This window comes from Devosia sp. (assembly GCF_965229025.1).
Taxonomy (GTDB): Bacteria; Pseudomonadota; Alphaproteobacteria; order Rhizobiales; family Devosiaceae; genus Devosia_A.
In genome coordinates this window covers 961,199-984,242 of record NZ_OZ245853.1, presented here as the reverse complement: position 1 = coordinate 984,242, position 23,044 = coordinate 961,199, and the positions used below count along the sequence as shown (strand labels likewise).

At 64.1% G+C, this 23,044-nt stretch carries 21 protein-coding genes; 7 read left to right on the top strand and 14 right to left on the bottom strand.

Going from position 1 to position 23,044, the window contains the following annotated elements:
• The first annotated feature begins 119 nt into the window (after nucleotides 1–119).
• The 4 genes from ACO06J_RS04790 (at nucleotide 120) to ACO06J_RS04775 (ending at nucleotide 3,732) form a co-directional block, all read left to right on the top strand.
• Nucleotides 120–1,574: a YcjX family protein gene (locus ACO06J_RS04790; protein WP_421759564.1), complete on the top strand. Its 1,455-nt coding sequence runs from the start codon at nucleotides 120–122 to the stop codon at nucleotides 1,572–1,574.
• Complete coding sequence (locus ACO06J_RS04785) at nucleotides 1,571–2,602, top strand: YcjF family protein (RefSeq protein WP_421759563.1); 1,032 nt, start codon at nucleotides 1,571–1,573, stop codon at nucleotides 2,600–2,602. Before ACO06J_RS04790 ends, ACO06J_RS04785 begins: the two co-directional genes overlap by 4 nt.
• A gap of 114 nt (nucleotides 2,603–2,716) precedes the next feature.
• Complete coding sequence (locus ACO06J_RS04780) at nucleotides 2,717–3,310, top strand: NADPH-dependent FMN reductase (RefSeq protein WP_421759562.1); 594 nt, start codon at nucleotides 2,717–2,719, stop codon at nucleotides 3,308–3,310.
• An 80-nt stretch (nucleotides 3,311–3,390) separates the two neighbouring features.
• Nucleotides 3,391–3,732, top strand: a complete 342-nt coding sequence (locus tag ACO06J_RS04775; RefSeq protein WP_421759561.1) for a hypothetical protein — start codon at nucleotides 3,391–3,393, stop codon at nucleotides 3,730–3,732.
• A gap of 50 nt (nucleotides 3,733–3,782) precedes the next feature.
• Here the strand turns inward: ACO06J_RS04775 and ACO06J_RS04770 are convergent, their stop codons facing one another.
• On the bottom strand, nucleotides 3,783–4,343 hold the full coding sequence (locus ACO06J_RS04770) for a DUF2269 family protein (protein WP_421759560.1): 561 nt from the start codon (nucleotides 4,341–4,343) through the stop codon (nucleotides 3,783–3,785).
• 127 nt (nucleotides 4,344–4,470) lie between these two features.
• Entirely contained in the window at nucleotides 4,471–4,827 is a 357-nt protein-coding gene (locus tag ACO06J_RS04765; RefSeq protein WP_421759559.1) for a winged helix-turn-helix transcriptional regulator, read from the bottom strand.
• Between the two features lie 187 nt (nucleotides 4,828–5,014).
• On the opposite strand from ACO06J_RS04765, the gene ACO06J_RS04760 reads away from it, so the two are divergent.
• Entirely contained in the window at nucleotides 5,015–5,611 is a 597-nt protein-coding gene (locus ACO06J_RS04760; protein WP_421759558.1) for an NADPH-dependent FMN reductase, read from the top strand.
• Between the two features lie 26 nt (nucleotides 5,612–5,637).
• On the opposite strand, the gene ACO06J_RS04755 is transcribed toward ACO06J_RS04760, so the two are convergent.
• The gene (locus tag ACO06J_RS04755; RefSeq protein WP_421759557.1) at nucleotides 5,638–5,958 is read right to left on the bottom strand and encodes a 2Fe-2S iron-sulfur cluster-binding protein; all 321 of its coding nucleotides are present in this window, start codon (nucleotides 5,956–5,958) and stop codon (nucleotides 5,638–5,640) included.
• A 107-nt stretch (nucleotides 5,959–6,065) separates the two neighbouring features.
• Between ACO06J_RS04755 and ACO06J_RS04750 the strand changes: the two genes are divergently transcribed.
• The gene (locus ACO06J_RS04750; protein ID WP_421759556.1) at nucleotides 6,066–6,782 is read left to right on the top strand and encodes a class I SAM-dependent methyltransferase; all 717 of its coding nucleotides are present in this window, start codon (nucleotides 6,066–6,068) and stop codon (nucleotides 6,780–6,782) included.
• A gap of 90 nt (nucleotides 6,783–6,872) precedes the next feature.
• Here ACO06J_RS04750 and ACO06J_RS04745 read toward each other — a convergent pair whose 3' ends face one another.
• The 9 genes from ACO06J_RS04745 to ACO06J_RS04705 form a co-directional block, all read right to left on the bottom strand.
• On the bottom strand, nucleotides 6,873–7,898 hold the full coding sequence (locus ACO06J_RS04745) for an NAD(P)/FAD-dependent oxidoreductase (protein ID WP_421759555.1): 1,026 nt from the start codon (nucleotides 7,896–7,898) through the stop codon (nucleotides 6,873–6,875).
• 147 nt (nucleotides 7,899–8,045) lie between these two features.
• Nucleotides 8,046–9,329 (bottom strand): phosphoadenylyl-sulfate reductase, encoded by a 1,284-nt coding sequence (locus ACO06J_RS04740; protein WP_421759554.1) that lies wholly within the window; start codon nucleotides 9,327–9,329, stop codon nucleotides 8,046–8,048.
• Between the two features lie 218 nt (nucleotides 9,330–9,547).
• On the bottom strand, nucleotides 9,548–11,206 hold the full coding sequence (locus tag ACO06J_RS04735; RefSeq protein WP_421759553.1) for a nitrite/sulfite reductase: 1,659 nt from the start codon (nucleotides 11,204–11,206) through the stop codon (nucleotides 9,548–9,550).
• Nucleotides 11,193–11,501 (bottom strand): DUF2849 domain-containing protein, encoded by a 309-nt coding sequence (locus ACO06J_RS04730; RefSeq protein ID WP_421759552.1) that lies wholly within the window; start codon nucleotides 11,499–11,501, stop codon nucleotides 11,193–11,195. The genes ACO06J_RS04735 and ACO06J_RS04730 overlap by 14 nt, the downstream gene beginning before the upstream one ends.
• The gene (gene cysG, locus ACO06J_RS04725) at nucleotides 11,498–12,889 is read right to left on the bottom strand and encodes a siroheme synthase CysG (protein WP_421759551.1); all 1,392 of its coding nucleotides are present in this window, start codon (nucleotides 12,887–12,889) and stop codon (nucleotides 11,498–11,500) included. The genes ACO06J_RS04730 and cysG overlap by 4 nt, the downstream gene beginning before the upstream one ends.
• Nucleotides 12,890–13,061: 172 nt before the next feature.
• A complete protein-coding gene (locus tag ACO06J_RS04720; protein ID WP_421759550.1) occupies nucleotides 13,062–13,445 on the bottom strand; it encodes a type II toxin-antitoxin system VapC family toxin in 384 nt (127 codons plus the stop codon).
• Nucleotides 13,442–13,726 carry a type II toxin-antitoxin system Phd/YefM family antitoxin gene (locus ACO06J_RS04715; RefSeq protein ID WP_421759549.1) on the bottom strand — a complete coding sequence of 95 codons (285 nt, stop codon included), beginning with the start codon at nucleotides 13,724–13,726 and terminating at the stop codon, nucleotides 13,442–13,444. The genes ACO06J_RS04720 and ACO06J_RS04715 overlap by 4 nt, the downstream gene beginning before the upstream one ends.
• A gap of 61 nt (nucleotides 13,727–13,787) precedes the next feature.
• On the bottom strand, nucleotides 13,788–14,108 hold the full coding sequence (locus ACO06J_RS04710) for a 2Fe-2S iron-sulfur cluster-binding protein (RefSeq protein WP_421759548.1): 321 nt from the start codon (nucleotides 14,106–14,108) through the stop codon (nucleotides 13,788–13,790).
• A 106-nt stretch (nucleotides 14,109–14,214) separates the two neighbouring features.
• A complete protein-coding gene (locus ACO06J_RS04705) occupies nucleotides 14,215–14,601 on the bottom strand; it encodes an Hpt domain-containing protein (RefSeq protein ID WP_421759547.1) in 387 nt (128 codons plus the stop codon).
• A 452-nt stretch (nucleotides 14,602–15,053) separates the two neighbouring features.
• Between ACO06J_RS04705 and ACO06J_RS04700 the strand changes: the two genes are divergently transcribed.
• Nucleotides 15,054–20,372 (top strand): hypothetical protein, encoded by a 5,319-nt coding sequence (locus tag ACO06J_RS04700; protein ID WP_421759546.1) that lies wholly within the window; start codon nucleotides 15,054–15,056, stop codon nucleotides 20,370–20,372.
• A 229-nt stretch (nucleotides 20,373–20,601) separates the two neighbouring features.
• Here ACO06J_RS04700 and ACO06J_RS04695 read toward each other — a convergent pair whose 3' ends face one another.
• On the bottom strand, nucleotides 20,602–21,828 hold the full coding sequence (locus ACO06J_RS04695) for an MFS transporter (protein WP_421759545.1): 1,227 nt from the start codon (nucleotides 21,826–21,828) through the stop codon (nucleotides 20,602–20,604).
• Between the two features lie 82 nt (nucleotides 21,829–21,910).
• A complete protein-coding gene (locus ACO06J_RS04690) occupies nucleotides 21,911–22,936 on the bottom strand; it encodes a glycosyltransferase family 4 protein (protein WP_421759544.1) in 1,026 nt (341 codons plus the stop codon).
• Nucleotides 22,937–23,044: the final 108 nt, after the last annotated feature.

Below are 23,044 nucleotides of genomic sequence, written 5' to 3'. Positions count from 1 at the left end.
AAACCGGCCCATAGTATAAGCTGGTTTTGGGCCGTGGGGATAAGTGGGGCCAAGCACCTGTTGCGCCGATTGATTTTCGCCGTGCACTCCCCACTTGTGCAGCATCGAGAGGACCTGCTGTGCCACAAGCGCCGACCACCCTGTCTGACGAGATCGGTATCGCGCTGGGCAACCTCGCCGATGCGGCGGCAGCGCCGTTTACACCCACGCTGCGGCTTGGGGTGACGGGGCTAAGCCGTTCCGGCAAAACGATTTTCATCACTGCCCTAATCCACGCCCTGCTGACCGGTGGCCGCCTGCCGGGTTTTGCGCCACTCACCGAGGGCCGGTTTATCGGGGCACGCCTGGCTGAGCACCCTGATGCCGGCATTCCGCGTTTTGCCTATGAGGACCACCTCGCGGCGCTGACCGGAAAGACCCCCGTCTGGCCAGAATCCACGCGCAAAATCAGCCAGTTGCGGCTGGTGTTGAAGTTCCAATCGAAACGTCTTTTCGCCGGAATGTTGGGGCCGACGTCGCTCAATCTCGACATTGTCGACTATCCGGGCGAGTGGCTGCTGGACTTGCCGCTACTCTCGCAGAGCTTTGCGCAGTGGAGCGCCAGTGCACTTGGAAGAGCGTCAAAGCCACATTCCAACCACGAAGCTGAAGGATTTTTGAACGCGCTCGAAGGGCTCGATCCGGAAACTGAAGCCTCCGACGTTACCGCCGAGCGGCTCGCCAAAGCGTTCACCGAATATCTGCGGTTGAGCCGCGAGGACGGGCGGGCGCTGAGCACCCTGCCCCCGGGTCACTTCTTGTTGCCCGGCGACATGGAGGGGAGCCCGGCGCTGACCTTCGCGCCGCTGCCGCCGCCCAAGGGTCCGGTGCGGTCCGGCAGTCTCTATGCGATGCTGGAGCGGCGCTACGAGGCCTACAAGGCACTGATCGTCCGACCGTTCTTCCGCGACCACTTCGCGCGGCTGGATCGGCAGATCGTGCTGGTGGATACGCTGCGCGCACTGAACGCGGGGCCGGCTGCCGTAGCCGACCTCGAAACGGCCTTGACCGAAATCCTCGGCTGCTTCCGGCAGGGCGAGAACAACCCGCTGACTTGGCTGGTAGCGCGGCGGATCGACCGGATCCTGTTCGCAGCGACCAAGGCCGACCACCTCCACTCATCGAGCCATGACCGGCTTGAGGCGGTGATGAACCGGTTGGTGGCTGGCGCGGCGCGGCGGGCCAAGTTCGCGGGCGCTGAGACGCGCTCGATCGCCATGGCGGCCATCCGCGCCACCCGTGAGGGCGTGGTCGATGATCGCGGCAAGCCGCATGAGGTGATCGTCGGCACGCCCATGGCGGGCCAGATGCTTGATGGCGTCACCTATGACGGCAAGACCGAGATTGCCTTGTTTCCCGGCGACTTGCCGGAAAGACCGGATTCATTGTTTGAAGACAGCACGCCCGTATCGCTCAACTTCCTTCGCTTCGTGCCGCCGCAGAAGCTCGACCGGAACGCCGAGGGCAGCGTGGTGTTGCCTCATATCCGGCTCGACCGGGCGCTGGACTTCCTGCTCGGGGACAAACTCAGATGACTGAGCCCTTTGCCAAGCCCGTTGGCGGCGTCACCAGCGACACTGAGACGTTGCGGCGTCCGCGCGTCTTCGCACCGACCGAGGCGGCAGACCTGCCGGCGACGATCGAGGCGCTGAGCGAGGACGACGTCACCGTCGATGCCATCGCCAAGCCGCCGCGGCTGCTGGGCTGGCTCGGGCGCATCGTGTGGACCGCTGGTGGCCTCCTCGTGTCGATGGCGCTGGGGCTTGCCGCCGAGCGGCTGGTGGCGGATCTGTTTGCCTCGAACGCGTGGCTGGGCTGGCTAGCGGTTGGGTTGGTGGCGGTGCTGGTCGTGGCGCTGATCGCGATCATCATTCGCGAGGCGGCGGCGTTGATGCGGCTCCGCGCACTGGATCGGCTGAAGCGCGATGCCGCCGCGGCTCTGATCTCGGACACGCCGAAGGCCGGCAGTGCCGTCACCACAGAGCTGCTGACGATCTATGCGGGCCGCGCCGACCTCGCCCGGAGCCGACAGCAACTGGAGGCGGACCAGAGCCAGGTATTCGATGGCGCCGAGCATGTAAAACTGGCCGAGCGGCTGCTGATGACGCAACTCGATGCCCGCGCCAAGGCGCTCACTGCCGCCTCGGCACGACGCGTGGCGCTGGTGACGACTGTCTCGCCGCGTGCGCTGATCGACATCGCCTTCGTAATCTTCGAGAGCGTGCGGCTGGGCGGCGATATCGCGCGGCTCTACGGCGCGCGGCCGGGCATCATCGGCGCCTGGCGGTTACTGGGCGCGATCCTCGCGCACCTTGCCGTCACCGGCGGGCTGGTGCTGACCGATGGTGTGGTCGAGCAGCTGCTCGGCCAGGGCCTCGCGGCAAAGCTCTCGGCACGCCTTGGCGAGGGCGTGGTCAACGGGTTGATGACGGTGCGGGTCGGCATCGCGGCTATGCGGGTGGTCCGCCCCCTGCCCTTTGCTGCCCTGCCGCAGCCGATGGTCAAGGACTTCATCCCCGAACTTGCCAATGTGCTGAACGCGGAAAAGCGCAACCCATTGTAGCCGCCGCGTCGAACAGTGTGTCGCGCGGTTACACCTGTGTGCCGTCTTGCATCTTGTCCGCCGCAGGCACACCTCTAGCCCCAGTTACGGTTTGATACCAAGGGCTGGATAATCATGTACAAGGTCGCAGTCATTGTCGGGAGCACGCGCCCGACCTCGAGCAACCTCAAGCTCGCCAAGGCGCTGGAAAAGCTGGCTGCCGGCAAGCTGGAGTTCAACTATATCGATATCGCGTCGCTGCCGTTTTACGACGACGCGCTGTGGAACGACCCGCCGGCCGAAGTGATCCGGCTGAAGCGCGAAATCCTCGACACCGATGCGGTACTGATCGTGACGCCCGAATACAACCGGTCGATCCCCGGCATCCTCAAGAACGCGCTCGATTGGCCGTCGCGGCCCTATGGGGAGAGCGTGTGGAGCGGCAAGCCGGCGGCGATTGCTGGGGCTACCGGAGGCGTCAGCGGCACGGCGGCGGCGCAATCTCACCTGCGGTCGATCCTGCCGATGATCGGCCTGACGCTGATGGGCACGCCGGAAATCTACTTCCAGTCCAGGCCCGGTGCGTTCGATGACGACGGCAACGTTGCCGACGACCGGATCCGCACCAATCTCGGCATTTGGGTGGATCGCTTCGTCGAGTGGATCGCCAAGACCGGTACGCCGCGCCGGGCGCTGGAAGAGGTCGAGCGCGCGTCGTCAGCCGCCTGACCTTCACATTCTGGTCGCAGGAGCGCGGTACCGCTGCTCGCCTATCCGGCACGGGGCCGGCTCAAAGGGGAGACCACACCATGTCCGCTTACCTGTTTGTCTACCATGGCGGCGCCACGCCTGAAGGTGACGAGGCCGAAGCCGCGTCGCTTGAGGCCTGGAACGCGTGGATGGAGAGCATTGACGACCAGTTGATCGACGGCGGCAATCCGGTTGGCGAGAGCAAGGTGCTGAACGCTGACGGTTCGGTAGGCGAGGCCCCGGCGAACCGCGTTTCCGGCTACTCGATCGTGGTGGCCGACGATATGGACGGCGCGCTGGAACTGGCGCGCAACTGCCCCGTGTTCGCCGAAGGCGGCAACGTGGAAGTTGCCGAGTTGCTCGATATGGGGCTCGATCTCGATGAGGACGAGGAGGAATAATCTCCCCGAATCCGGTCAGGGGAGAGCCAGGCTCTCCCCCACCACTCGAGTTACTCGGCGGGTGTCGCCTGCTCGTCGGCGGGCTTGAAGCCCGTACCGAGAAAGACCACGGCGGCCAGCACCAGCACCGTCGCCATGATGGCAAGCACCAACACATCGCCCCAGGTCGGCTTCAGCACCATCAGGGCGATAACCAGCGCCATCAGCACGTAGTCGAACTTGCTGATCTGCATGATGCGGGCACCAAGCGGAGCCGCGAGATCGGGGCGCCCCTCCGCATTGCGGGCCGCAATGGCTTCCGACAGCGGCTTGATGGCAAACAGGCCAGTCGAGAAAGTGCCGGCGAACCCAAAGAGACCCAGCACCACCCAGGCGTCGCCCCAGAGGTTGCCGAGGAACGTGGTCATGAGCCCGAACATCAGCGTCAGCAGCGAGGTGGGCACAAACCAGCGCGGTCCCAGGAACGCCACGTGATTGACGGCGCTGTTGAGCGACGCGAAATCCTTGCGCATCCCGTACATCAGCGCCAGCGCAAAGAACGTCAGCCCGCCACCCAACCAGGCGATTGCCGACATCACATGCAGAAACTTGAAGATAGAATAGAAGTCCATTTTTGCCTCAAACCAGTACGCCCCCCGGCGAAGGAAGGAGCGGATAGAGGGGCGAGGCTGAACGGCAAATGAATACTGGGACGGTCCGCGCGCATGCTTGAGCTCAGCAAGCAGGCCGTCGTCAGAACTACCAGGCGAGGGAGCGCGCTTCAGCCTCACGCTTTGCGAATTCCTCGCGGGCAGCTTCGACGCGGTGACGGTTGGCATGCGCCCAGTCGCCGATGGTGCGAAGCGGCAGGTGCAGTTCCGAGCCCATCTGCGTCAACTCATAGTCAACGCGCGGTGGGATGCTGGGCGTCACCTTGCGGGTGACGAAACCATCCTTTTCGAGATCGCGCAGCGTCGACGTCAGCATCTTCTGCGAAATGCCGTCGATCTGCCGTTTGATCTCTGAGAAGCGCCGCGGCCCGTTGCTCAGCGACTGAATGATGAAGATGGTCCACTTGCCGCCAATCTGCGCCAGCACCTCGTGCACGGGGATCATCGCCCGGGTGCATTCCTCGAAATTCCTTGGTTCCCTGGGGGTGACTTGGTGGTGCACGGGTGACTCCGGTCAACAAATGGTGCCGTCTTGCGGCTCAATTACAGGCACCAATATAGTGTCAGTTACCAATGGTGACTAGGTCTCCGTTGGTAGCTGCCCCCTGATTTTCCTGATAGGCAATTTCAAAATGACCAAGCCCAAGATTGGCATCATCCTCTCCAGCACCCGCCAGAGCCGCTTTGCGGACCGACCGGCCAAATGGGTGCTCGACATCGCGGCCGCACGCGGCGATGCGGACTACGATATCGTTGACCTGCGGGACTATCCTCTGCCGTTCTTCGATGCGGTGGGATCGCCGCGCTTCGTGCCGCTGACCGACGAGGCGCAGCTGCGCTTCGTGCGCAAGATCGCCGCGTTCGACGGCTATATCTTCGTCACTGCCGAATATAACCACACGCTTCCGGGCGTGCTGAGCAACGCCCTCAGCTTCATCTTCAACGAGACCGAAAAGAAGCCGGCGGCATTCGTGGGCTACGGCACCGTGGGCGGTTCGCGTGCGGTCGAGCACCTGCGGATGCTGGCAGTAGAACTATCGATGGTACCGACGCGCTTCGCGGTCCACATCAACATGGAACCGCTGCTTGGCATGCTGCGCGGCGGTAAGGACTTTGGCGACTATGACTATCTCGAACCCACTGTGACCACGATGCTCGACGAATTGAGCTGGTACACAAGGGTGCTGAAGAGCGGGCGCGAAACCACAGCGCTGGAAAAAGCCGCGTAGACCTCTGTCCGACTGGGCCGTCGCCGTCAGTCCTTGGCGGCGCTCTGCGCCAGAGTGACCTTCATGCCGTCCAGCTCGTCGGACAACAGGATCTGGCAGCTAAGACGAGATGTAGGCTTCTTGTCGAGGGTGGAGAACAGCAGGTCCTCCTCGTCGTCGCTGGGCGGCGGCAGTTTGTCGAACCAGGCTTCATCGACGTAAACGTGGCAGGTGGCGCACGAACACGCGCCGCCGCACTCGGCCTTGATGTTGAGGCCCCAGTCGCGGATCACTTCCATGGTCCGCCAGCCATCGAGCCCTTCGAGCTCGTGTTCGATTCCGTCCTGATCGGTGACGATGATCTTCATGGGCTGGGCCGGTCCGCTTGCTGACGGCGCCCTATTACCATAGGGACACCGCCGCGAAAGCCACAATTTAGGCTAAGGCCTGCGGAAGGTGGCTTGGGGAGGACATCATGACGGACGGATGGGAAGAATCGGCCGCGGGCTGGATCGCTGATGTCGGTGATCGGGGCGACACTGCCCGTCGCTTCGTGCTCGATGCGCCAATGCTGGCACGTGTCCGCGACCGCGGCTTCAGGACCGCTCTCGATGTCGGATGCGGCGAGGGTCGCTTTTGCCGCATGCTACGCCCGCTCGGCATCACGCCAATCGGTCTTGATCCGACGGTGGCGATGATTGCGGAAGCCCAGCGCCGCGACCCCGATGGCGACTACCGGGTGGGCGCTGCCGAGCAGATGGACTTCGCCGACGGCAGCTTCGACCTCATCGTCTCCTACCTCTCACTCATAGATATTGCCGATATCGGCCGCGCCATCGCGGAAATGGCGCGCGTGCTCCGGCCCGGCGGCACGCTGCTCATCGCGAACCTCAACAGCTTCACCACGGCAGCCTCCCCACCGGGCTGGCGGCGCGACAGCCAGGGCAAGCGCACCCACTACCCTGTCGACAATTACATGGACGAGCGCGCCGAATGGGTGGCGTGGCGCGCCATCCGCATCCGCAACTGGCACCGCCCGCTCAGCACCTACATGCGGCTGCTCCTCGCCGCCGGGCTGGAACTCCGCCACTTCGACGAGCCACAGCCTAGCCCGGACGCGCCGGCCGACGAGATCGACCAGCACCGCCGGGTGCCCAATTTCCTGATTATGGAGTGGCAGAAGGCAGCGTAGCGGATCAAGATCGCCGCCCCCCTCCACCGCCTGCGGCGGTCCCCCTCCCCCGTGAACGGGGGAGGATCATGGAGAGGTCCGCGCTGTGCCTTACGCCACCCCGAGCTTCTTCTGCAGCTTGGTCGAGCTGGTGGTGTACTGGAACACCACGCGCTCGCCCGGCGAGACGATCGCCTTAGCGGCCTGCGCCATCAGCGCGGCTTCGTGGAAGCCCGAGAGGATGAGCTTCAGCTTGCCGGGGTACTGATTGATGTCGCCGATGGCGAAGACACCCGGCACCGAGCTCTGGAACTTTTCGGTATCGACGGCGATGAGATTGTCGTTGAGCTCGAGCCCCCAGTCACCGACGGGACCAAGCTTCATGGTGAGCCCGAAGAACGGCAACAGCCGCGTCGCGGGGACCGAGAGATCGCCCGAATCCATGGTGATATGGATGTGGTCGAGCTGGCCATCATTGCCTTCGATGCGGCCGATCTGGCCGAGGAGGAAGTTGATCTTCCCCGCCATAACCAGTTCCTTCATCTTGCTCACCGAGGCCGGCGCCGCCTTGAAGGCGTCGCGCCGGTGCACCAGCGTCAGCGAACGGGCGATGGGCTGCAGGTTCAGCGTCCAGTCGAGCGCCGAGTCGCCGCCGCCGACGATCACTACGTCCTGGTCGCGGAAATCTTCCATCTTGCGGACAGAATAGAACACCGACTTGCCTTCATAGGCCTCGATGCCTTCGACGGGCGGCCGCTTGGCCTGGAACGAGCCACCACCGGCCGCGATCACCACCACCTTGGTGAGGAACACTTCTTCGGCGTCGGTGGTCAGCCGGAAGGTACCGTCGGTCAGCTTTTCGAGCCCGGTGATCATCCGATTGAAATGGAACTGCGGCCCGAAGGGCGCGATCTGCTGCATCAGGTTATCGACCAGCTGCTGGCCGGTGACCACCGGGAAGCCGGGAATGTCGTAGATCGGCTTTTCCGGATAGAGCTCGGCGCACTGGCCGCCCGGCCGGTCGAGAATATCGACCACATGGCATTTGAGATCGAGCAGCCCTAGTTCAAACACGGCAAACAGCCCCGTCGGGCCCCCGCCGATGATGACTACGTCCGTGACGATTTCGTTGCTCATTTGCTTCTCAGTCGTTCGCGGCCGTCGCACGGCCGTGGTTTCAATCCAGCGTCATCCCTGCGCAGGCAGGGACCCATTTCCCGGCTAGCTCAGGTGGCGCCATGGGTCCCTGCTTTCGCAGGGATGACACCCGTGTTTGGGGTCGTCTCAGACCGTCTCCACCGCGCGGCGGAGGAAGGGGCGGGTGCCGACGGGGATCTCGGTGGTGCCGACCGGCTGGTAGAAGATATCGACGGTGGCGAGCTTGCCTTCGATGAGCGCCTTGCGGGTCGGCTCGTGCTTGACCACGAACGCCGTGATGCCGCAGCGGCGCATCAGCGGGACCTGGTCCTGGAGGACGTCGCCCACGGCCCGGAGTTCACCCTTGTAGCCATAGCGCTCGACCAGCAGCCGCGCGCTGGAATAGCCGCGGCCATCGGTGAAGCCGGGGAAGTTGATGGCGACGGAAGCAAAGCGGCCGAGGTCTTTTTCGACGAGTTCGACATTGTCGCCCGGCGAGACCAGCAGTCCCAAGGGATGCGGGTTGGCAAGGAACGCCTCGCGCTGCTCGAGGAAGACCTTGAGCGGCACGTGGGTGTAACGAACCGAGCCCGCGTCATCGCCCTCGGCCCAGGTGCGGAACGGATCGGCGATGAAGGCGCCGTCCTTGAACAGATTCAGCTCTTGAGCAGCCATGGGTTTGGCGATCGCCCCGTTGAAATCGAAATGGATGCCGCATTCTTTCTTGTTGAGCCCCCGCCAGCGGCCGGCACGGGGATCTTCGCCTTCGGCGACAACAGACGTGCAGGGCGCACAGCCGATCGACTTGTAGCCCATATTGTAGAGCGGATGCTCGGGCAACCCGTACTTCAGTTTGTAGGCCGTGACGTCCGCATCGGAGAAATAGGCTAGCGGATTGACCTTGATACGGTCATCGCTCGTGAGCTCAAAATGCGGCAGCACGCCGCGTTCCTTCGTCTGGTAGCGTTTGCGGCCGGTGACCCAGCCACCAAGGTTCGTCACCACGGCATCGAGCGGCTCGGTCTTCCTGATATGGCAACACGAATCCGGGTCGGTCTCCCAAAGGTCTCCGGCTGGATCGAAGCGGACAATGTCTTTGGCATCCGGCGTCAGCGCGATGACGTTGGTGAGCCCCAGATGCTGCTTCAGCGTTTCGACGTAGGCGAGCGTTTCAGGAAAGTGCTTGCCGGTTTCGAGGAAATAGACCGGCAGGCTGGGATCGACCTGCGACACCATGTGCAGCAGCACCGAGGAATCGGCGCCGAAGGACGAAACGATCGCGACGTCGTCTACCAGCAGCTCGGTCACGGCCTGGCGGAGAACGGACACGCCATCCATCTCGTCGAACATGCCGTTGAGCGCCATGATCCCCAGCGCCCGGAGCTTGTCGGGCTTGGGCGCGGATGCGATCTGGAAACTAGCGGCGGCCATGGGGAGCCTCCTCTGAGAGGGTACGCACCCCTTCCCTTCTCCCCTTGTGGGAGAAGGTGGCGCGCAGCGCCGGATGAGGGGTCCGCAACACAATGGTGTTGCGCGATCCGAGCAAAGCGAGGAGCGTCTCGCGCGCGCGGAGAGAACCCCTCATCCGCCCTTCGGGCACCTTCTCCCACAAGGGGAGAAGGCGATCACCACCAGCGTCGTGCGAGAGGTCACGCACTGCCATAGAGCGCCTCCTTGAACGGCTCTGCGCCGAGGCGGCGGTAGGCGTCGATGAAGGTTTCCGCAGGGCTCTGGCGGCGGGCGATGTAGGTGTCGACCAGCTTTTCGATGACACCCGGCACTTCCTCGACGACAAAGCCGTGGCCGAGGATCTGGCCGATGGCGGCGTGCTCGGTGGCGTCGCCGCCGACAGTGATCTGGTAGAGCTCGGTGCCCTTCTTTTCGACGCCCAGAATGCCGATGTGGCCGACATGGTGGTGGCCGCAGGCATTGATGCAGCCCGAAATCTTGATCTTCAGATCGCCGATTTCCTTCTGGCGCTCAGGCGAGGCGAATTTCTTCGCGATGTCCTGGGCCAGCGGGATGGAGCGTGCATTGGCCAGGGCGCAGAAATCGAGGCCGGGGCAGCAGATCATGTCCGTGATCTGGCCGACATTGCCATCGGCTAGGCCTTCGGCCACCAGCACCTCGTAGATCGCCGGCAGGTCGGTGAGCTTGACGTGCGGCAGCACCAGGTTCTGCTCGTGCGTGACGCGGATTTCATCGAACGAGTAACGCTCGGCGAGATCGGCGACGACCTCCATCTGCCTGTCGGTCGCATCGCCGGGTGCACCGCCGATCGGCTTCAGCGAAATGGTAAGCGAGGCATAGCCGGGCTGGCGGTGGGCGTTGAGGTTGCGCTCGAGCCAGCGGCCATAGGCCGGGTTGAGGATCTTCTCACGCGCCACATCGACCGTCGTCTGGTTGATCAGCTCGTACTTGGGCGCCGCGAAGTACTTGGTGATCCGGTCGAGTTCTTCCTGCGGCAGGCGCAGCACGCCGCCCTTCACGTGGGCGAACTCCTCCTCGACCTGCTCGCGGATGGTGTCGATGCCGGTCTCGTGGACGAGGATCTTGATGCGGGCCTTGTACTTGTTGTCGCGCCGGCCATAGCGGTTGTAGACGCGCAGGATGCTCTCGAGATAGGCGAGCAGGTGCTCGTGCGGCACAAACGGGCTGATCTGCTTGCCGATCATCGGCGTGCGGCCGAGGCCACCGCCGACCCATACCTGCCAGCCAATTTCGCCGGTGGCGCTGGTCGTTGCCTGCAGGCCGATATCGTGGAAGCGGATAGCGGCGCGATCGTTGGGCGAGCCGGTCATCGCAATCTTGAACTTGCGCGGCAGGAACGTGAATTCCGGGTGGAGGCTCGACCACTGACGGAGGATTTCCGCCACCGGGCGCGGGTCGATGATCTCGTCGGCGGCGGCACCCGCGAACTGGTCGGTGGTGATGTTGCGGATGCAATTGCCCGAAGTCTGGATGGCGTGCATCTCGACCGAGGCGAGATCCGCGAGGATCTTCGGGATGTCGCGCAGCTTGGGCCAGTTGAACTGGATGTTCTGGCGCGTCGTGAAGTGGCCGTAGCCGCGATCATAATCGCGCGCGATCTTGCCCAGCATCCGCATCTGCTTTGACGACATCGTGCCGTAGGGCACGGCGATGCGCAGCATGTAGGCGTGCAACTGCAGGTAGAGCCCGTTCATCAGCCTGAGCGGCCGGAACTGGTCCTCGTTGAGCTCCCCCGTCAGCCGGCGTGCCACCTGGTCGGAAAACTGCGACGTGCGTTCCTTTACGAACGCGGCGTCAAACTCGTCATATCGATACATGGCCGTCCTCGTCGAGATGCTGGCGTTCAAAGCGCGGAGCCGTCGGGCCCTCGGCGCGGATACGCTCACGGATGCGGTCGGGGTGAATGACGCCGTCGTGCAGCGTCACGCTCTCGATCTCAATGGAATTGATGCGCTGCGTTTTCTTGGTCGCGGCAATTGCACCGTCACGCGCCTCCGCCTCTTCAGCCACGAACACGCGCGCCTGCTGCAGGTCTTCGACCCAGTTGCCGGCGCGGTCGAGATAGACAGTCGCCCCGCTCATCAGCTCGTTGCCGGTGAGGATTTCCATCATGCCACCCTGAATTCCTGCACGGCGAGATTCACCGCTGCCTCCCAGTCACCGTGCGCAATCGAGTTGCCCACGAAAATGATTGCCGGACCATCGTCCAGCTCGACCTGCCCACTCGCCAGCGAGCCAAGCGTGCCGCGATAAAGCTTACGCGTCTTGCGCCCCGCCCGGATGACGACACCGACCGGAATGAGCGGGCTGGCCCCCTCCCCGATCAGACGCGCCGCCGTCGGTGCGGCAACGCTCTTGCCCATGTACAGCGCGAGGGTCAATCCGGCAGAGGCGAGCGCCGCCCAATGCTTCAGTTCTTCCGAATTGGCACCATGCGCCGTCGCCAGCACGAAGCCGGTCGAGACTTTGCGCAGCGTCACCGGCGTTGCGGTGTCGGAAGCGGCCGCAAGCGCCGCGGTAATGCCCGGCACGATCTGATAGGCGATCCCCGCGCCGCGCAGCGCCTCGAGTTCCTCGCCAGCGCGCCCAAAGATCATCGGGTCGCCGCTCTTCAGCCGCGCCACCCGCTTACCTTCGCCACCCAACCGCACCAGCAGCGCGTTGATTTCGGCCTGGGTGAAGGAGTGATGGCCCTTCTGCTTGCCCACCAGAATGCGCTCGGCATCCCGTCGTCCCATGTCGACCACGGCGGTCGGGACCAATTGGTCATGAACGATGACGTCAGCTTCCTGCAGCAGCCGCTGCGCCCTGAGCGTCAGCAGGTCCTCAGACCCCGGTCCAGCGCCAATCAGCCAGACGACGCCCGGTGCCTTGCCGAGAGAAGCGTGCTGCGCCAGTACGGCTTCCGCCTTCTCGGCCCCCTGCCCGCGGATCAGCGCTGCCTCAACCTCGGGAGAGGTGACCAGCTCTTCATAATAGCGGCGTGCGGCCGCCCCTTCGAGCACCGCCGCAACTTTGTCGCGCATCGCACCCGCAAGTGCGGCCAACGCGCCGACATGCGGCGACAGCACCGCTTCGATCCGCGCCCGGATCAGCCGCGCCAGCACCGGCGCGTCGCCTTCGGACGCAATCGCAATGCTGATCGGCGCGCGGTCGATGATCGACGGGGTGTAGAAATCGCACTCATGCGGCACATCGACAACATTGAGCGGGATACCGCGTGACCGCGCTGCGAGCTTGGCAGCTTCGCCATCCGGACCTTCGTCCGCGACAAAAACCAGAGCTGCGCCAATGAGATCGTCCGGCTCGAAGGGCCGCTCCAGCACCGTCACCGGCAGCTCGGAAAAGTCGATTTCCATGTGAGCGGCTATAATCACGACTGATGCAGTCGTCTTAATGGCCAACCGGGCTTTGTTGAGAGCTTCGTCGCCACCGCCGACAATGACGATGCGCTTACCCTCGACTTTATAGCTGACAGGAAATGTCTTCAGCTCACCCATCTGCGGCCTTTCGGAAGCCGGATACATACTGATTACCGGTCGTGGGAACAAGCTATTGAAAATCAATAGCTTTAATGTTTCCTGCCTGAGCCGCGTATTAGAATGGCGTTGAGGGGAAATACCCGCGCCCGCGAAAAGAATCCACGGCTTCGTATGGCAGTGGAATGCGTGGCTACAAAACGCTCGTTATATCGGTCTGGCTGAAGTCGTCGCCGATGAACAGCAGCGGACAGCCCAGTTCTTTAGCGGCAGCGTATGAGAAGCAGTCCCCGAAGTTCAGGCGGGCAGGATGTCGACCCTTGCCATATTGGCGAAACGCAACTAGCGCGAGGCGCGCGGACGCCTCTGTCACGGGTACAACTAAGGGATCGAGTTCCTCGATCAGCAGCGCCATTTCCGGACCGACGCCTTTGTGCTCCGATGTGACAAAGGCCTCCGTCATGGTTCCTGCTGAAATATGCAGCTCTCGCTCCCCTTGCAGGGCCTCGATACACGCTTCTCGGCTCGGCTCACCCAGCACAATGGCAAGGAGAGCCGAGGTATCGACAACGATCATATCGGCAGGCCAAACGCGTCGTACATGTCATCGTGACTGGACGATGGCACCTTGCCTGGAGGGAACTTCGCCACCGCCTGCCTCGTAATCTCGTCAATCCGCTGGCGCCACTCATCCGATCCACGTGCCGGGCGAGCATGGTCCGCAGCTATCGCCGCGGGAACGGGACCGATCCGGGCGACCGAGCGTCCATCACGCGTGAGGATAATCTCTTCGCCGGCTTCAGCGCGATGAACAAGTTCCTCCAACTGCTCACGTGCAGTGGCAATGGTGACGTCCATGGACGGTCCTCGCGCAGGTCTCACGAAGCCAATATAGTGCAAAATAGAGCGCTCGGACAGATCAGCCCTGGCGGCTCGGCACGTGGACGATCAGGCCGTCCAGTAAGTCCTTCACCTTGATCTGGCAGCTGAGCCGCGAGGTGGGTTTCACTTCGAAGGCGAAGTCGAGCATGTCTTCTTCCATCATCGACGGGCCGCCGACGGTTTCGGTCCAGGCGGCATCGACATAGACGTGGCAGGTGGCGCAGGTGCAGGCTCCGCCGCACTCGGCGACAATGCCGGGAACGCCATTGATGATCGCAGTCTCCATGACGGTGGAGCCGACCTCACCCTCGGTTTCGTGCCGGGTGCCGTTGGATTCGATATAGGTGATGTGGGGCATGAGACGCCTTGCCTTGAGACCAGCCGCATATAGCGACGCGAGGCGGGCTCGGCAAGCCAGCACCGCCGCGGCATCCCGTCAGGCGGGCATGCGGGGGGCTGGAACCTTAGTGCGCTGCCGAGGGCTGGATCGCTTCGATGAAAGCGTTGCATTCCTGCACGGTCATCGCGAGGTCGGCGATCAGTTCCGGATTGACCGGGGCGCCGGTGAGGAGGCCATCCTCAATGGAGCGCGCCAGATCGCGCACAGCCCATGCCCCGATGCCCGCCGCAGCGGCCTTCAAGGTGTGCAGGTGCGGAAGCAGTTCGGCGATGCTGGTGCTGGTCTCGATACGCTCCAGATAGAGGCGCGACATCTGGGTGTAGAGCAGCAGGATTTCCTCGGCGAGGCCGGTATCGCCGAGTGCCTGGCGGCTGACATGCTCAAGATCGATCGGCCCCGGCGTAAAGCTGGAGGGTGCCGACGGTACGACCTCTGTCAAAAGTTTCGCCATGCATGCCACCCTGATTATAAGTCCGCCCGTTTGCGGGGCAATTGGGTGGCGACGATAGGCGAGGCGGGTGAACAGGCTCTTAAATGGATGGGGACAAGGCAGTGCGTGCCCTTAACCCGCCCCAGTCCTGCCCATATTAACCTTCTGTTAAGAAAACACGCGGTTTGCCTCAAATTGAATGTATATCTGAGGTCCACCTAGCGAGCGGCGGCGTGGGTTTAGGACGGATGCGGGGCTTTTGAATCGCATTTTACCAAATTTGGATGTCATCCCCCAACGGGAGAGGGTGTCCAATGACAACTCACAAGGCCCGATAGTGCCACTGGCACCCCGTCGGTCGAAGTTATTTCAAAGACTTCAGACCACCTGGCGGAATGCCGAACGAGGATAGGACGCCCTGCCCGTGGCCACACGGGGTAGCCGTCCGAGCCGATGCGAGAGTTGTAAAGAGTATGGCTAAGAAGTCGACGACCACACAGAACGACCCTGCAACTCTGGCATTCTCGGCGGTCGAGGACGCTCTCAAGGACTCGGTGTTTGCTGGTCTCGACCAGCCTGAAGAACCCCAAGCGCAGCAGGAACGGCCCGGCCCCAAGCCGATGCCTCGCGATAATTCGCCGCGCTCGGAACGCCAGCGCACCGCGGACAAGTTCGCCGCGCAGACCGGCTCGGTCGCCAATGACGACCGCTTCCAGAGCTCAAAGATCCTCTACGGCCTGCAAACCAAGAATTCCGGCGCGCCGACCATGATTGCCGCGCTCATCGCGCTGGGCTGGGTCGCCGCTATCATCCTCGTGGCCATGATCCGCAACGGCGCAGATATGGGCTCGGCCGACTTCTGGGGGTCCAACGACTTTATCGGCCTTGTCGCGCTCGCCGTCGTACCGGTTATCGGCATCTTCGCTATTGCCGCCCTGATCCGCCGCGCCCAGGAGCTGCGCAATGCCGCGGCTGCCGTGACCCAGGCCGCGATCCGCCTTGCCGAGCCCGAAACCACGGCGTCCGAAAAGGTCGCCTCCGTGGGCCAAGCCGTGCGCCGCGAAGTGAATGCCCTTGGCGATGGCCTTGAGCGCGCCCTGAGCCGCGCCGGCGAACTCGAAGTGATGATCCACAACGAGGTCACCGCGCTCGAACGCACCTATTCCGACAATGAATCGCGCATGCGCGCCCTGATTCAGGAGTTGGCCAGCCAGCGCGAAGCCGTCATCACCAATACTGAGCGCGTCCGCGAGGCCATCACCGAGAGCCACACGGGCCTCGTGTTCGACCTCGACATGATTTCGCAGCGCATCGCCGGCACCATCGTCGAGTCGGGCGGCAACCTCACCAAGGCGCTCGAAACTGCCGGCAACTCGCTCAACGGTGCGTTCGGCGAACGCACCGAAAGCTTCGTATCACTGATCGACCAGCGCACCAGCCACCTGCTCGTCGCGCTCGACGATTCGGCCTCGCGCCTCAACATCACGCTCGAAGACCGCGCCGCGACCATCTCGAACGCCTTCGAGAACCGCACCGTGGAACTGAGCTCGGTGATCGATGGCCGCATGCAGTCGCTGACCGAAGCGCTCGACAGCCGCGCCGTGACATTGTCGGACGCCATCGACAACCGCACATCTTCGCTGGCGAAGCTCCTGAGCCAGGGCGGCATCACCCTGCTCGACCAACTCCGCGACCGTGGCCACGAAGTGTCGAGCGCGCTCGACATGATCGGCACGCGCATTGCCTCCGACATTACCGGCCGCTCGCGTGAAGCCGAACAGCTGCTCTCTGGCCTCAGCCATCAGCTTGATGAGCAGGTGCAGATCCAGGTCAACTCGATGGAATCGCGCCTGCAGTCGGCGATGATTGAGCTGTCTGGTGCCCTTGACGACACCACCGAACGCGCCCGCGTCACCCTGATGGGCGCCGGCTCGCAGAACCTCAGCCAGTTCGATGCCCGCCTCGACGAAATTGCGGTTGTGATTGACACCCGCCTGCAGGCTCTCGATGGCGTCATCGGCGACAAGGGCGACCGCTTGGTCGCTGCGCTCGACAAGCACAATGCCGGCTTTGCCGCCCGCGCCAACGTCCTCGAAATGGCGCTCGACGAAAAATCCGAGCACTTCAACGAGATCGTCAGCCAGCGCACCCGTGAGATGACCGAGACCCTCGGCCAGCGCACCAAGCAGATCACCGAGACGATTGCCAACCGCAGCCGCGAAATCTCGGACTCGCTGGAAGGCCACACCCAGGTCATCGCCGACGCCATCGACGGACGCACCCAGTTGCTCAACGAGACGCTGCAGAGCCGCAATGTCGACTTCTCGGAGACCCTGCTCGGCCGGGCCCGCGAGATCGACGACGCGCTCTCTGGCCGCACCCGCGAGCTGGAACTGGCGCTGACGACGCGCACCAATGAGCTTGAGCAGGCCATCACCACCAGCACCACGGCCTTCGGCCAGACGCTGGGCGGTCACACCACTGAACTGAGCCAGACTCTCGCTGCGCGCACTGCCGAATTCGCACAGACGCTGGCTACTCGCACCACTGAACTCAGCCAGGCCCTCGTCGGCCGTGTCGGAGACGTGGCGCAGGCCCTGGCCCAGCGAACGAGCGAGCTCGACCAGGCCATTTCCGGCCGGGCCCGTGAACTCGACCACACCCTCACTCAGCATGTCACCGTGTTCGACAAGACCATTTCGGGTCATGCCCAGGCGCTCGACACCAACCTCGTTGGTCATGCCGCCAACATGGATACGACGCTGATCGCGCATGCCGCCAACATCGACACCACGCTCGGCAACCAGGCCAAGGCGCTGAGCGATACACTCGACCAGCGCACCCAGGTGCTGGCGCAGACGGTCTCGACCCGCTCGGCCGAACTTGCCGACGCGCTCAACTCGCGCACCCAGCAACTGGCCGAAACCCTCGGCAGTCACACTGTCGGCATCGCCGCTGCGATCGGCGACCGCACCACCGAACTCGCCCGCACCATTGACGCCCAGGGCGCCACGGCGCGTGACCGGATCGATGCGAGCCTGCGCAGCGTCACCGACACAATGGGTGACCGCGCCGCAGCAGTGACCACTCTGATCCAGTCCAAGGTCGCCGAAGTCAGCGAGAACCTCGGCCGCGGCATCGACAACGCCATCCTCCGCATCGCGGACGCCGAATCGGGTGTCACCGCCCGCATCGACGGCGCGGCAGCCACCGTTGGCGACAGCGCCCGCAAGGCTTCCGACATCATCGAGACCGGCGTCAATTCCGCCCGCAAGGCGATCACCGATATGGTGGACCAGCGTCTCGGCACCCTGCCCGAGGCCATCACCGCCCGCGCCGATATCACGGCGGAGCGCCTCGCTTCGCTGAACACCGCGATCAACACCGCCCTCGTGCAGTCGATGACCGACCTCGAGGCCGGTGCCGACCGCATCGAGGAAACCATCTCCCGCCGCATCGTGGCGGCGACCGAAGGCATTGCCCAGGACGTCACGGTCACTGCCGAGCGCATGGACGTTGCCGTCCGCAGCGCGCTCGAACGCATCCAGCAGGCCTCGAGCAATATCGATGAGCTGATCTCGATCAAGGCCGTGGCCGCAGCCGACGCGATTGGCGGCAAGGTCGCCGAGATCAACCGCGTCGTCAGCGAACAGACCGATGGCTTTGCCGCCCTCGTCTCGGATCGCTCGGCTCAGCTCGAACTGGCGCTGCAGAACCACAACAACGTCCTTACCCAGGCGCTGGGGCAGAATGCCCGTGACGCCGAAGAGCTGATGAGCCAGTCGACCTCGCGCATCCTCACCGATGTGACCGCGGCGCTGGGCAAGCTCAACGACAGCAATATCCTTCTGCAGCGCGTGCTCGACGCCTCGACGGCAAACCTCGCCAACCTCGAGACCAGCGTGGCCCAGCAGACCGCCAGCTACTCTTCGACCGTCCGCGAAGCGATCGGCTCGACCGAGGAAGCAGGCCGCATGGTCACCGAGCATGTCGGCGCCCTCCAGACGACGATTGCCGCCATGGTCTCCGAGTTTGGCTCCATCCTCGGCAACCTCAACGCCGAGGCCGTGGGCCTCGACCAGACCGCACAGAACCTGACGGCGACCGGCTCGATGACGCTGGGCATGCTCGATGAGCGCCGCACCGCCATGGACAGCCTTGCAATGAGCTTCACGGCTCGCGCCGACGAGATCGACCAGCGCATGCGCGGCTTCGCGCAGTCGATCGTCGACACCGTCGATGAGACCGAGCAGCGGCTGCTCAATGCCCGCGAGTTGATGGAAACGCTGCTGGCAACAACGACCACCAACGTTGCCGAAACGCTCGAAGCCACCACCGGCTCGATCAACACCGCTCTGTTCGAAAGCACCGAGCAGTTGCAGAGTGTCCTTACCAGCACGACCGGCCAGCTGCAGAGCGCGCTGAGCAGCACGACAGACCAGCTTCAGGGTGTGCTGACCAGCACGACCAACCAGGTTCAGGCTGCACTCGCGGATACGACCAGCCAGGTCGATGGCGTGCTTGGCGCGACGGCCCAGAAGGTGCAGTCCGCCCTCGCAGACACGACGCAGAAGCTGGACGCAGCGCTCACCGCCACCTCGACGCGTGTCGAAACCGCGCTTGGTGCCTCGACCGAACAGTTCGAAAACGCACTGGGCAAGAGCACCAACCTCCTCGAAGAGGCGCTGGAAGGCACCTCGCAGCGGGTTGCGACGCAGCTTGGCTCGTTCACCAGCACCGCCGGCAACGAGAGCCAACGTGCCGCGGACGCCCTGCGCCAGACGCAGGCAACGATGATCCTCGAAATGCAGTCGGCGCTCGAAGAAGCCACGCAGCGCTTCAACGAAACCGCCTCGGCCATGCGCGCTACCGCAAAGGAAGTGGGCTCGGAACTCGAAGCCACCCGCTCCGAACTGGCGCGCGGCGTCATGGAGCTGCCCGAAGAGACCAAGTCGAGCGCCGCCGCCATGCGCCGCGTCGTCGCCGAACAGATCGAGGCGCTGGCCGAGCTCAACGCGATCGTCCGCTCGCAGCCGGCAACGCATGATCTGCACGAACGTCGCCCGCCCGCAGCCCCGACCCGTCAGTCGATCGCTCGCGACGACGTCCCGGCCAGCCGTCCTGAGCCGCGTCAGGAGCCGGTTCGTCCCGAGCCCGCTCGCATCGAAACCCCTCGCGTCGAAGCTCGTGCGGCTGAAACGCGCGTCATTGAAACCCCGCGTCCGCGCTTTGTGCCGATGCCGGATGTTCCGACGCCCGCACCGGTCGCCGCAACGCCGCGCCCGCAGCCAGCACCAGTTGAGGCCAAGGCCGCGCCGGCACCCGCTCCTGCAGCCGCCAAGGCTGAAGACGGTGGTGGCTGGCTCCGTGACGTGCTCCGCAACGCATCGGGTCCGGCAGCCCCCGCCGCTGCCCAGCCGGCGCCCACCGCACCTGCTCCTGCAGCGCCGCAGCCGCAGAACCTCAACACGCTGACCGATGAAATCGCACGGTCCATGGACCAGGCCGCACTGGCCGAAGCCTGGCAGCGGTATCAGGCCGGCGAACAGAACGTCTTTTCGCGCCGGATCTACACGCTGACCGGCCAGGCGACCTATGACGAAGTCAGAAAGCGCATCCAGCGCGACCAGGATTTCGCCCGCACCGCCGCAACCTACATGGCCGAGTTCGAACAGTTGCTGAAGCGCGCCGCCACCGGGTCTGACCCGGCCGGCGAGACCCGCGAGTACCTGCTGTCGGATCGCGGCCGCGTCTACACCATGCTGGCCCACGCCAGCGGCCGCCTCGGCTGACCTATCTGAGAGTAGACCTCCAACTTCAAGCCCCGCGACAGTGTCGCGGGGCTTTTTCTTGCCTTCTCCCCTTGCGGGAGAACGTGGCGCGCAGCGCCGGATGAGCGGTCCGCGGCACCTTGGTGTCGCGCGTTCCGAGCGCCGCGAGAAGCGATGGAGTGCGTGGAGAGAACCCCTCATCCGCCCTTCGGGCACCTTCTCCCACAAGGGGAGAAGGCAAGGTGGTGCCTCAGGGCGTTGCGTCGCCGGTGCGGGGGATGTCTTCGACCGCGGCCACCGGCACCGGATGAGCGGTCGGCGGACGGAGCCGGATCGACAGCAGCACGAGGCCCGCGCCGAGCAGCGTGTAGATGCCGAGCGCCAGCCACGCCCAGGCACCGAGTGCGGTGACCACCCAGCCCATCGCCACCAGCGCCAGCACCGAAATCCCCTGCTGGACGAAGTAGGAAAAGCCCTGCGCTTCGGCCGCGATATCTTCGCTGGTCCAGTTGGCGATGAAGTACATGCCGCCGAGATACCCCATCGCGTAGGTGAAGGCGTGGAGCGTTTGGAGCAGGAACAACACCCAGACCGGCGGTGAAAAAGCCATGGCGGTCCACCGGAAAGCCGCGATCAGGCAGGCGAGAATGATGAGGTTGCGCGCCGGTATTTTAAGCTTCAGCCGCTTCCACAGGAACATCATCAGGGCTTCGGCCGCAGCCATGGTGGCGACCAACGGCCCGATGATCTCGCCGGGAATGCCCTGATCGCGCCAGAGCAGCGCCGAGAACGCGCCGAAGGCGCTGTGGGTCGAATAGAGGACGCCCATGCCCAGCAGCGTCAGCATGAACCACGGCTTCAGCACCGCCTTGAGCTTACCCGGCGTCACGGCCTTGCGCACATGGTCGGGCGCGCGGAACTGCGGCAGTTGCAGCGATAGCAGGCCGCGCAAAAGGGCGAGCGCAATGAACAGCGGCGCGAAGGCAGCGTCGCCCAGCCAGGCGATCAACGGCCCGGCAGCGCCCGTCGCGATCATGAAACCAACCGTGCCCCAGGCGCGCACGAAGCCGAAATCGCTGCCCCGCCGCTGCGTCAGGCGCATCGTCGCCGCATCAACCAGCGGCACAATCGAAAACGCCGGGATCACCGACAGCGACCAGATCAGCAGGATGCCCCAGAAACCGGAAACGAAGAGCAGGCCGATGGGGATGGTGGCCGCGAGCAGCGACAGCGCGATGATCATCTGCCGCCAGTCCTTGGCGCGATCGGCGAGCCGGCCGACCACCAGGTTGACCAGCAGCAGACCAAGCACCGGCACGGCATTGATGATGCCGATCTCGTCGGGGCTGATGCCGCGGTTACTGAGCCAGATGGCAAAATAGACCGATGCAACACCGGTCGAGCCGAAGACTGCAAAATGATAAATCGCGGCCCGCAGCTCCGGCACAATGCGCGGCTCGGCCAAACTGGTTGTCATTTGAAATTCGTGTCCAGGCGGGAGAATCCGCCATAGCGTCTGAATGTGCCGGGGCTCAGGGCAATGTCAACGCAACTTGCCTCTAGGCGGCTTCTGCCAGCTGCAAACGCACCGGCACCAGCACCGACAGGAAGATATCGGCGCAGCGCGCCCATGAATATCCCAGCGCATGCCGCCGCGCGGCGGCGCGATCGAGCGTCAGCGCCCGACGCACCGCCACCGCCAGATCCTCGTCCACCGCGCCCGCCGCTGGGTCGGTGAGAATATCAGCGGGTCCGGTGACCGGATAAGCGGCGACCGGCACACCCGACGACAGCGCTTCGAGGATGACATTGCCGAAGGTATCGGTGCGGCTGGGGAAGACGAACACATCGGCCGAGCGGTAGTGCGCAGAGAGCGCTTCGCCGGTCTTCAGCCCAACGAAATGCACATCGGGATAGCGCAGTTCGAGCTCAGCGCGGGCCGGGCCATCGCCCACCACGATTTTAGTGCCAGGCACATCGAGGGTAAGGAACGCCTCGATGTTCTTTTCCACGGCGACGCGGCCGACATAGAGCAGGTGCGGGCCGGGCAGATCGAGAAACTCGGTCTTTTCGCCGGGAGAGAAATAGGCGTGATCGACACCCCGGGTCCAGAGCGCCAGCGTGCCGAACTGGCGCAGCGTCAGCTCGTCCTTCAGCGATTGCGTCGGCACCAGCGTCGCCGCCGCCGGAGCATGGAACCAGCGCAGGAACGCATAGGTCCAATCGGTCGGGATCGGCAGCCGCGCGGCCAGATATTCAGGAAAGCGCGTGTGGTAGCTGGTGGTGAACGCCAGCCCCTGCTCCACCGCCACGTAACGCGCCAGGAGGCCAAGCGGCCCCTCGGTCGCGATGTGGATATGGTCGGGCGCCTCGCGGGCAATGGTCGCGGCGATGGTGGTGGGCGTCACCATCGAAATGCGGATTTCCGGGTAAGTCGGCAGCGGCACCGTCCAGAACCCATCCGGCGTCAGGTAGCTCACCACATGCCCGCGTGACGCGAGCTCCCGCCCCAGATTCTCAAGGCACCGCACCACCCCATTGGTCTGCGGCAACCAGGCATCGGTAACAATAAGGATACGCGCCATCTGAACCTCGGACGAGGGAGGAGACGGCAGAAGAGATAGACCTCGTGGATGTCAGGCGGATGAAGGGGGATTGAGGAGGCAACTACCCGATCCCGGGAGCGCCACTCC

Bases quoted from the DNA above. Each gene is read 5' to 3' on its own strand.
- ACO06J_RS04765 (WP_421759559.1), bottom strand. From the start codon at position 4,827: ATGATCCCCGTGCACGAGGTGCTGGCGCAGATTGGCGGCAAGTGGACC.
- ACO06J_RS04740 (WP_421759554.1), bottom strand. From the start codon at position 9,329: ATGGCCGCCGCTAGTTTCCAGATCGCATCCGCGCCCAAGCCCGACAAG.
- ACO06J_RS04745 (WP_421759555.1), bottom strand. From the start codon at position 7,898: ATGAGCAACGAAATCGTCACGGACGTAGTCATCATCGGCGGGGGCCCG.
- ACO06J_RS04735 (WP_421759553.1), bottom strand. From the start codon at position 11,206: ATGTATCGATATGACGAGTTTGACGCCGCGTTCGTAAAGGAACGCACG.
- ACO06J_RS04760 (WP_421759558.1), top strand. From the start codon at position 5,015: ATGACCAAGCCCAAGATTGGCATCATCCTCTCCAGCACCCGCCAGAGC.
- ACO06J_RS04700 (WP_421759546.1), top strand. From the start codon at position 15,054: ATGGCTAAGAAGTCGACGACCACACAGAACGACCCTGCAACTCTGGCA.
- ACO06J_RS04695 (WP_421759545.1), bottom strand. From the start codon at position 21,828: ATGACAACCAGTTTGGCCGAGCCGCGCATTGTGCCGGAGCTGCGGGCC.
- ACO06J_RS04750 (WP_421759556.1), top strand. From the start codon at position 6,066: ATGACGGACGGATGGGAAGAATCGGCCGCGGGCTGGATCGCTGATGTC.
- ACO06J_RS04780 (WP_421759562.1), top strand. From the start codon at position 2,717: ATGTACAAGGTCGCAGTCATTGTCGGGAGCACGCGCCCGACCTCGAGC.
- ACO06J_RS04705 (WP_421759547.1), bottom strand. From the start codon at position 14,601: ATGGCGAAACTTTTGACAGAGGTCGTACCGTCGGCACCCTCCAGCTTT.
- ACO06J_RS04720 (WP_421759550.1), bottom strand. From the start codon at position 13,445: ATGATCGTTGTCGATACCTCGGCTCTCCTTGCCATTGTGCTGGGTGAG.
- ACO06J_RS04755 (WP_421759557.1), bottom strand. From the start codon at position 5,958: ATGAAGATCATCGTCACCGATCAGGACGGAATCGAACACGAGCTCGAA.
- ACO06J_RS04715 (WP_421759549.1), bottom strand. From the start codon at position 13,726: ATGGACGTCACCATTGCCACTGCACGTGAGCAGTTGGAGGAACTTGTT.
- ACO06J_RS04770 (WP_421759560.1), bottom strand. From the start codon at position 4,343: ATGGACTTCTATTCTATCTTCAAGTTTCTGCATGTGATGTCGGCAATC.
- ACO06J_RS04785 (WP_421759563.1), top strand. From the start codon at position 1,571: ATGACTGAGCCCTTTGCCAAGCCCGTTGGCGGCGTCACCAGCGACACT.
- ACO06J_RS04775 (WP_421759561.1), top strand. From the start codon at position 3,391: ATGTCCGCTTACCTGTTTGTCTACCATGGCGGCGCCACGCCTGAAGGT.
- ACO06J_RS04690 (WP_421759544.1), bottom strand. From the start codon at position 22,936: ATGGCGCGTATCCTTATTGTTACCGATGCCTGGTTGCCGCAGACCAAT.
- ACO06J_RS04710 (WP_421759548.1), bottom strand. From the start codon at position 14,108: ATGCCCCACATCACCTATATCGAATCCAACGGCACCCGGCACGAAACC.
- cysG (WP_421759551.1), bottom strand. From the start codon at position 12,889: ATGGGTGAGCTGAAGACATTTCCTGTCAGCTATAAAGTCGAGGGTAAG.
- ACO06J_RS04730 (WP_421759552.1), bottom strand. From the start codon at position 11,501: ATGATGGAAATCCTCACCGGCAACGAGCTGATGAGCGGGGCGACTGTC.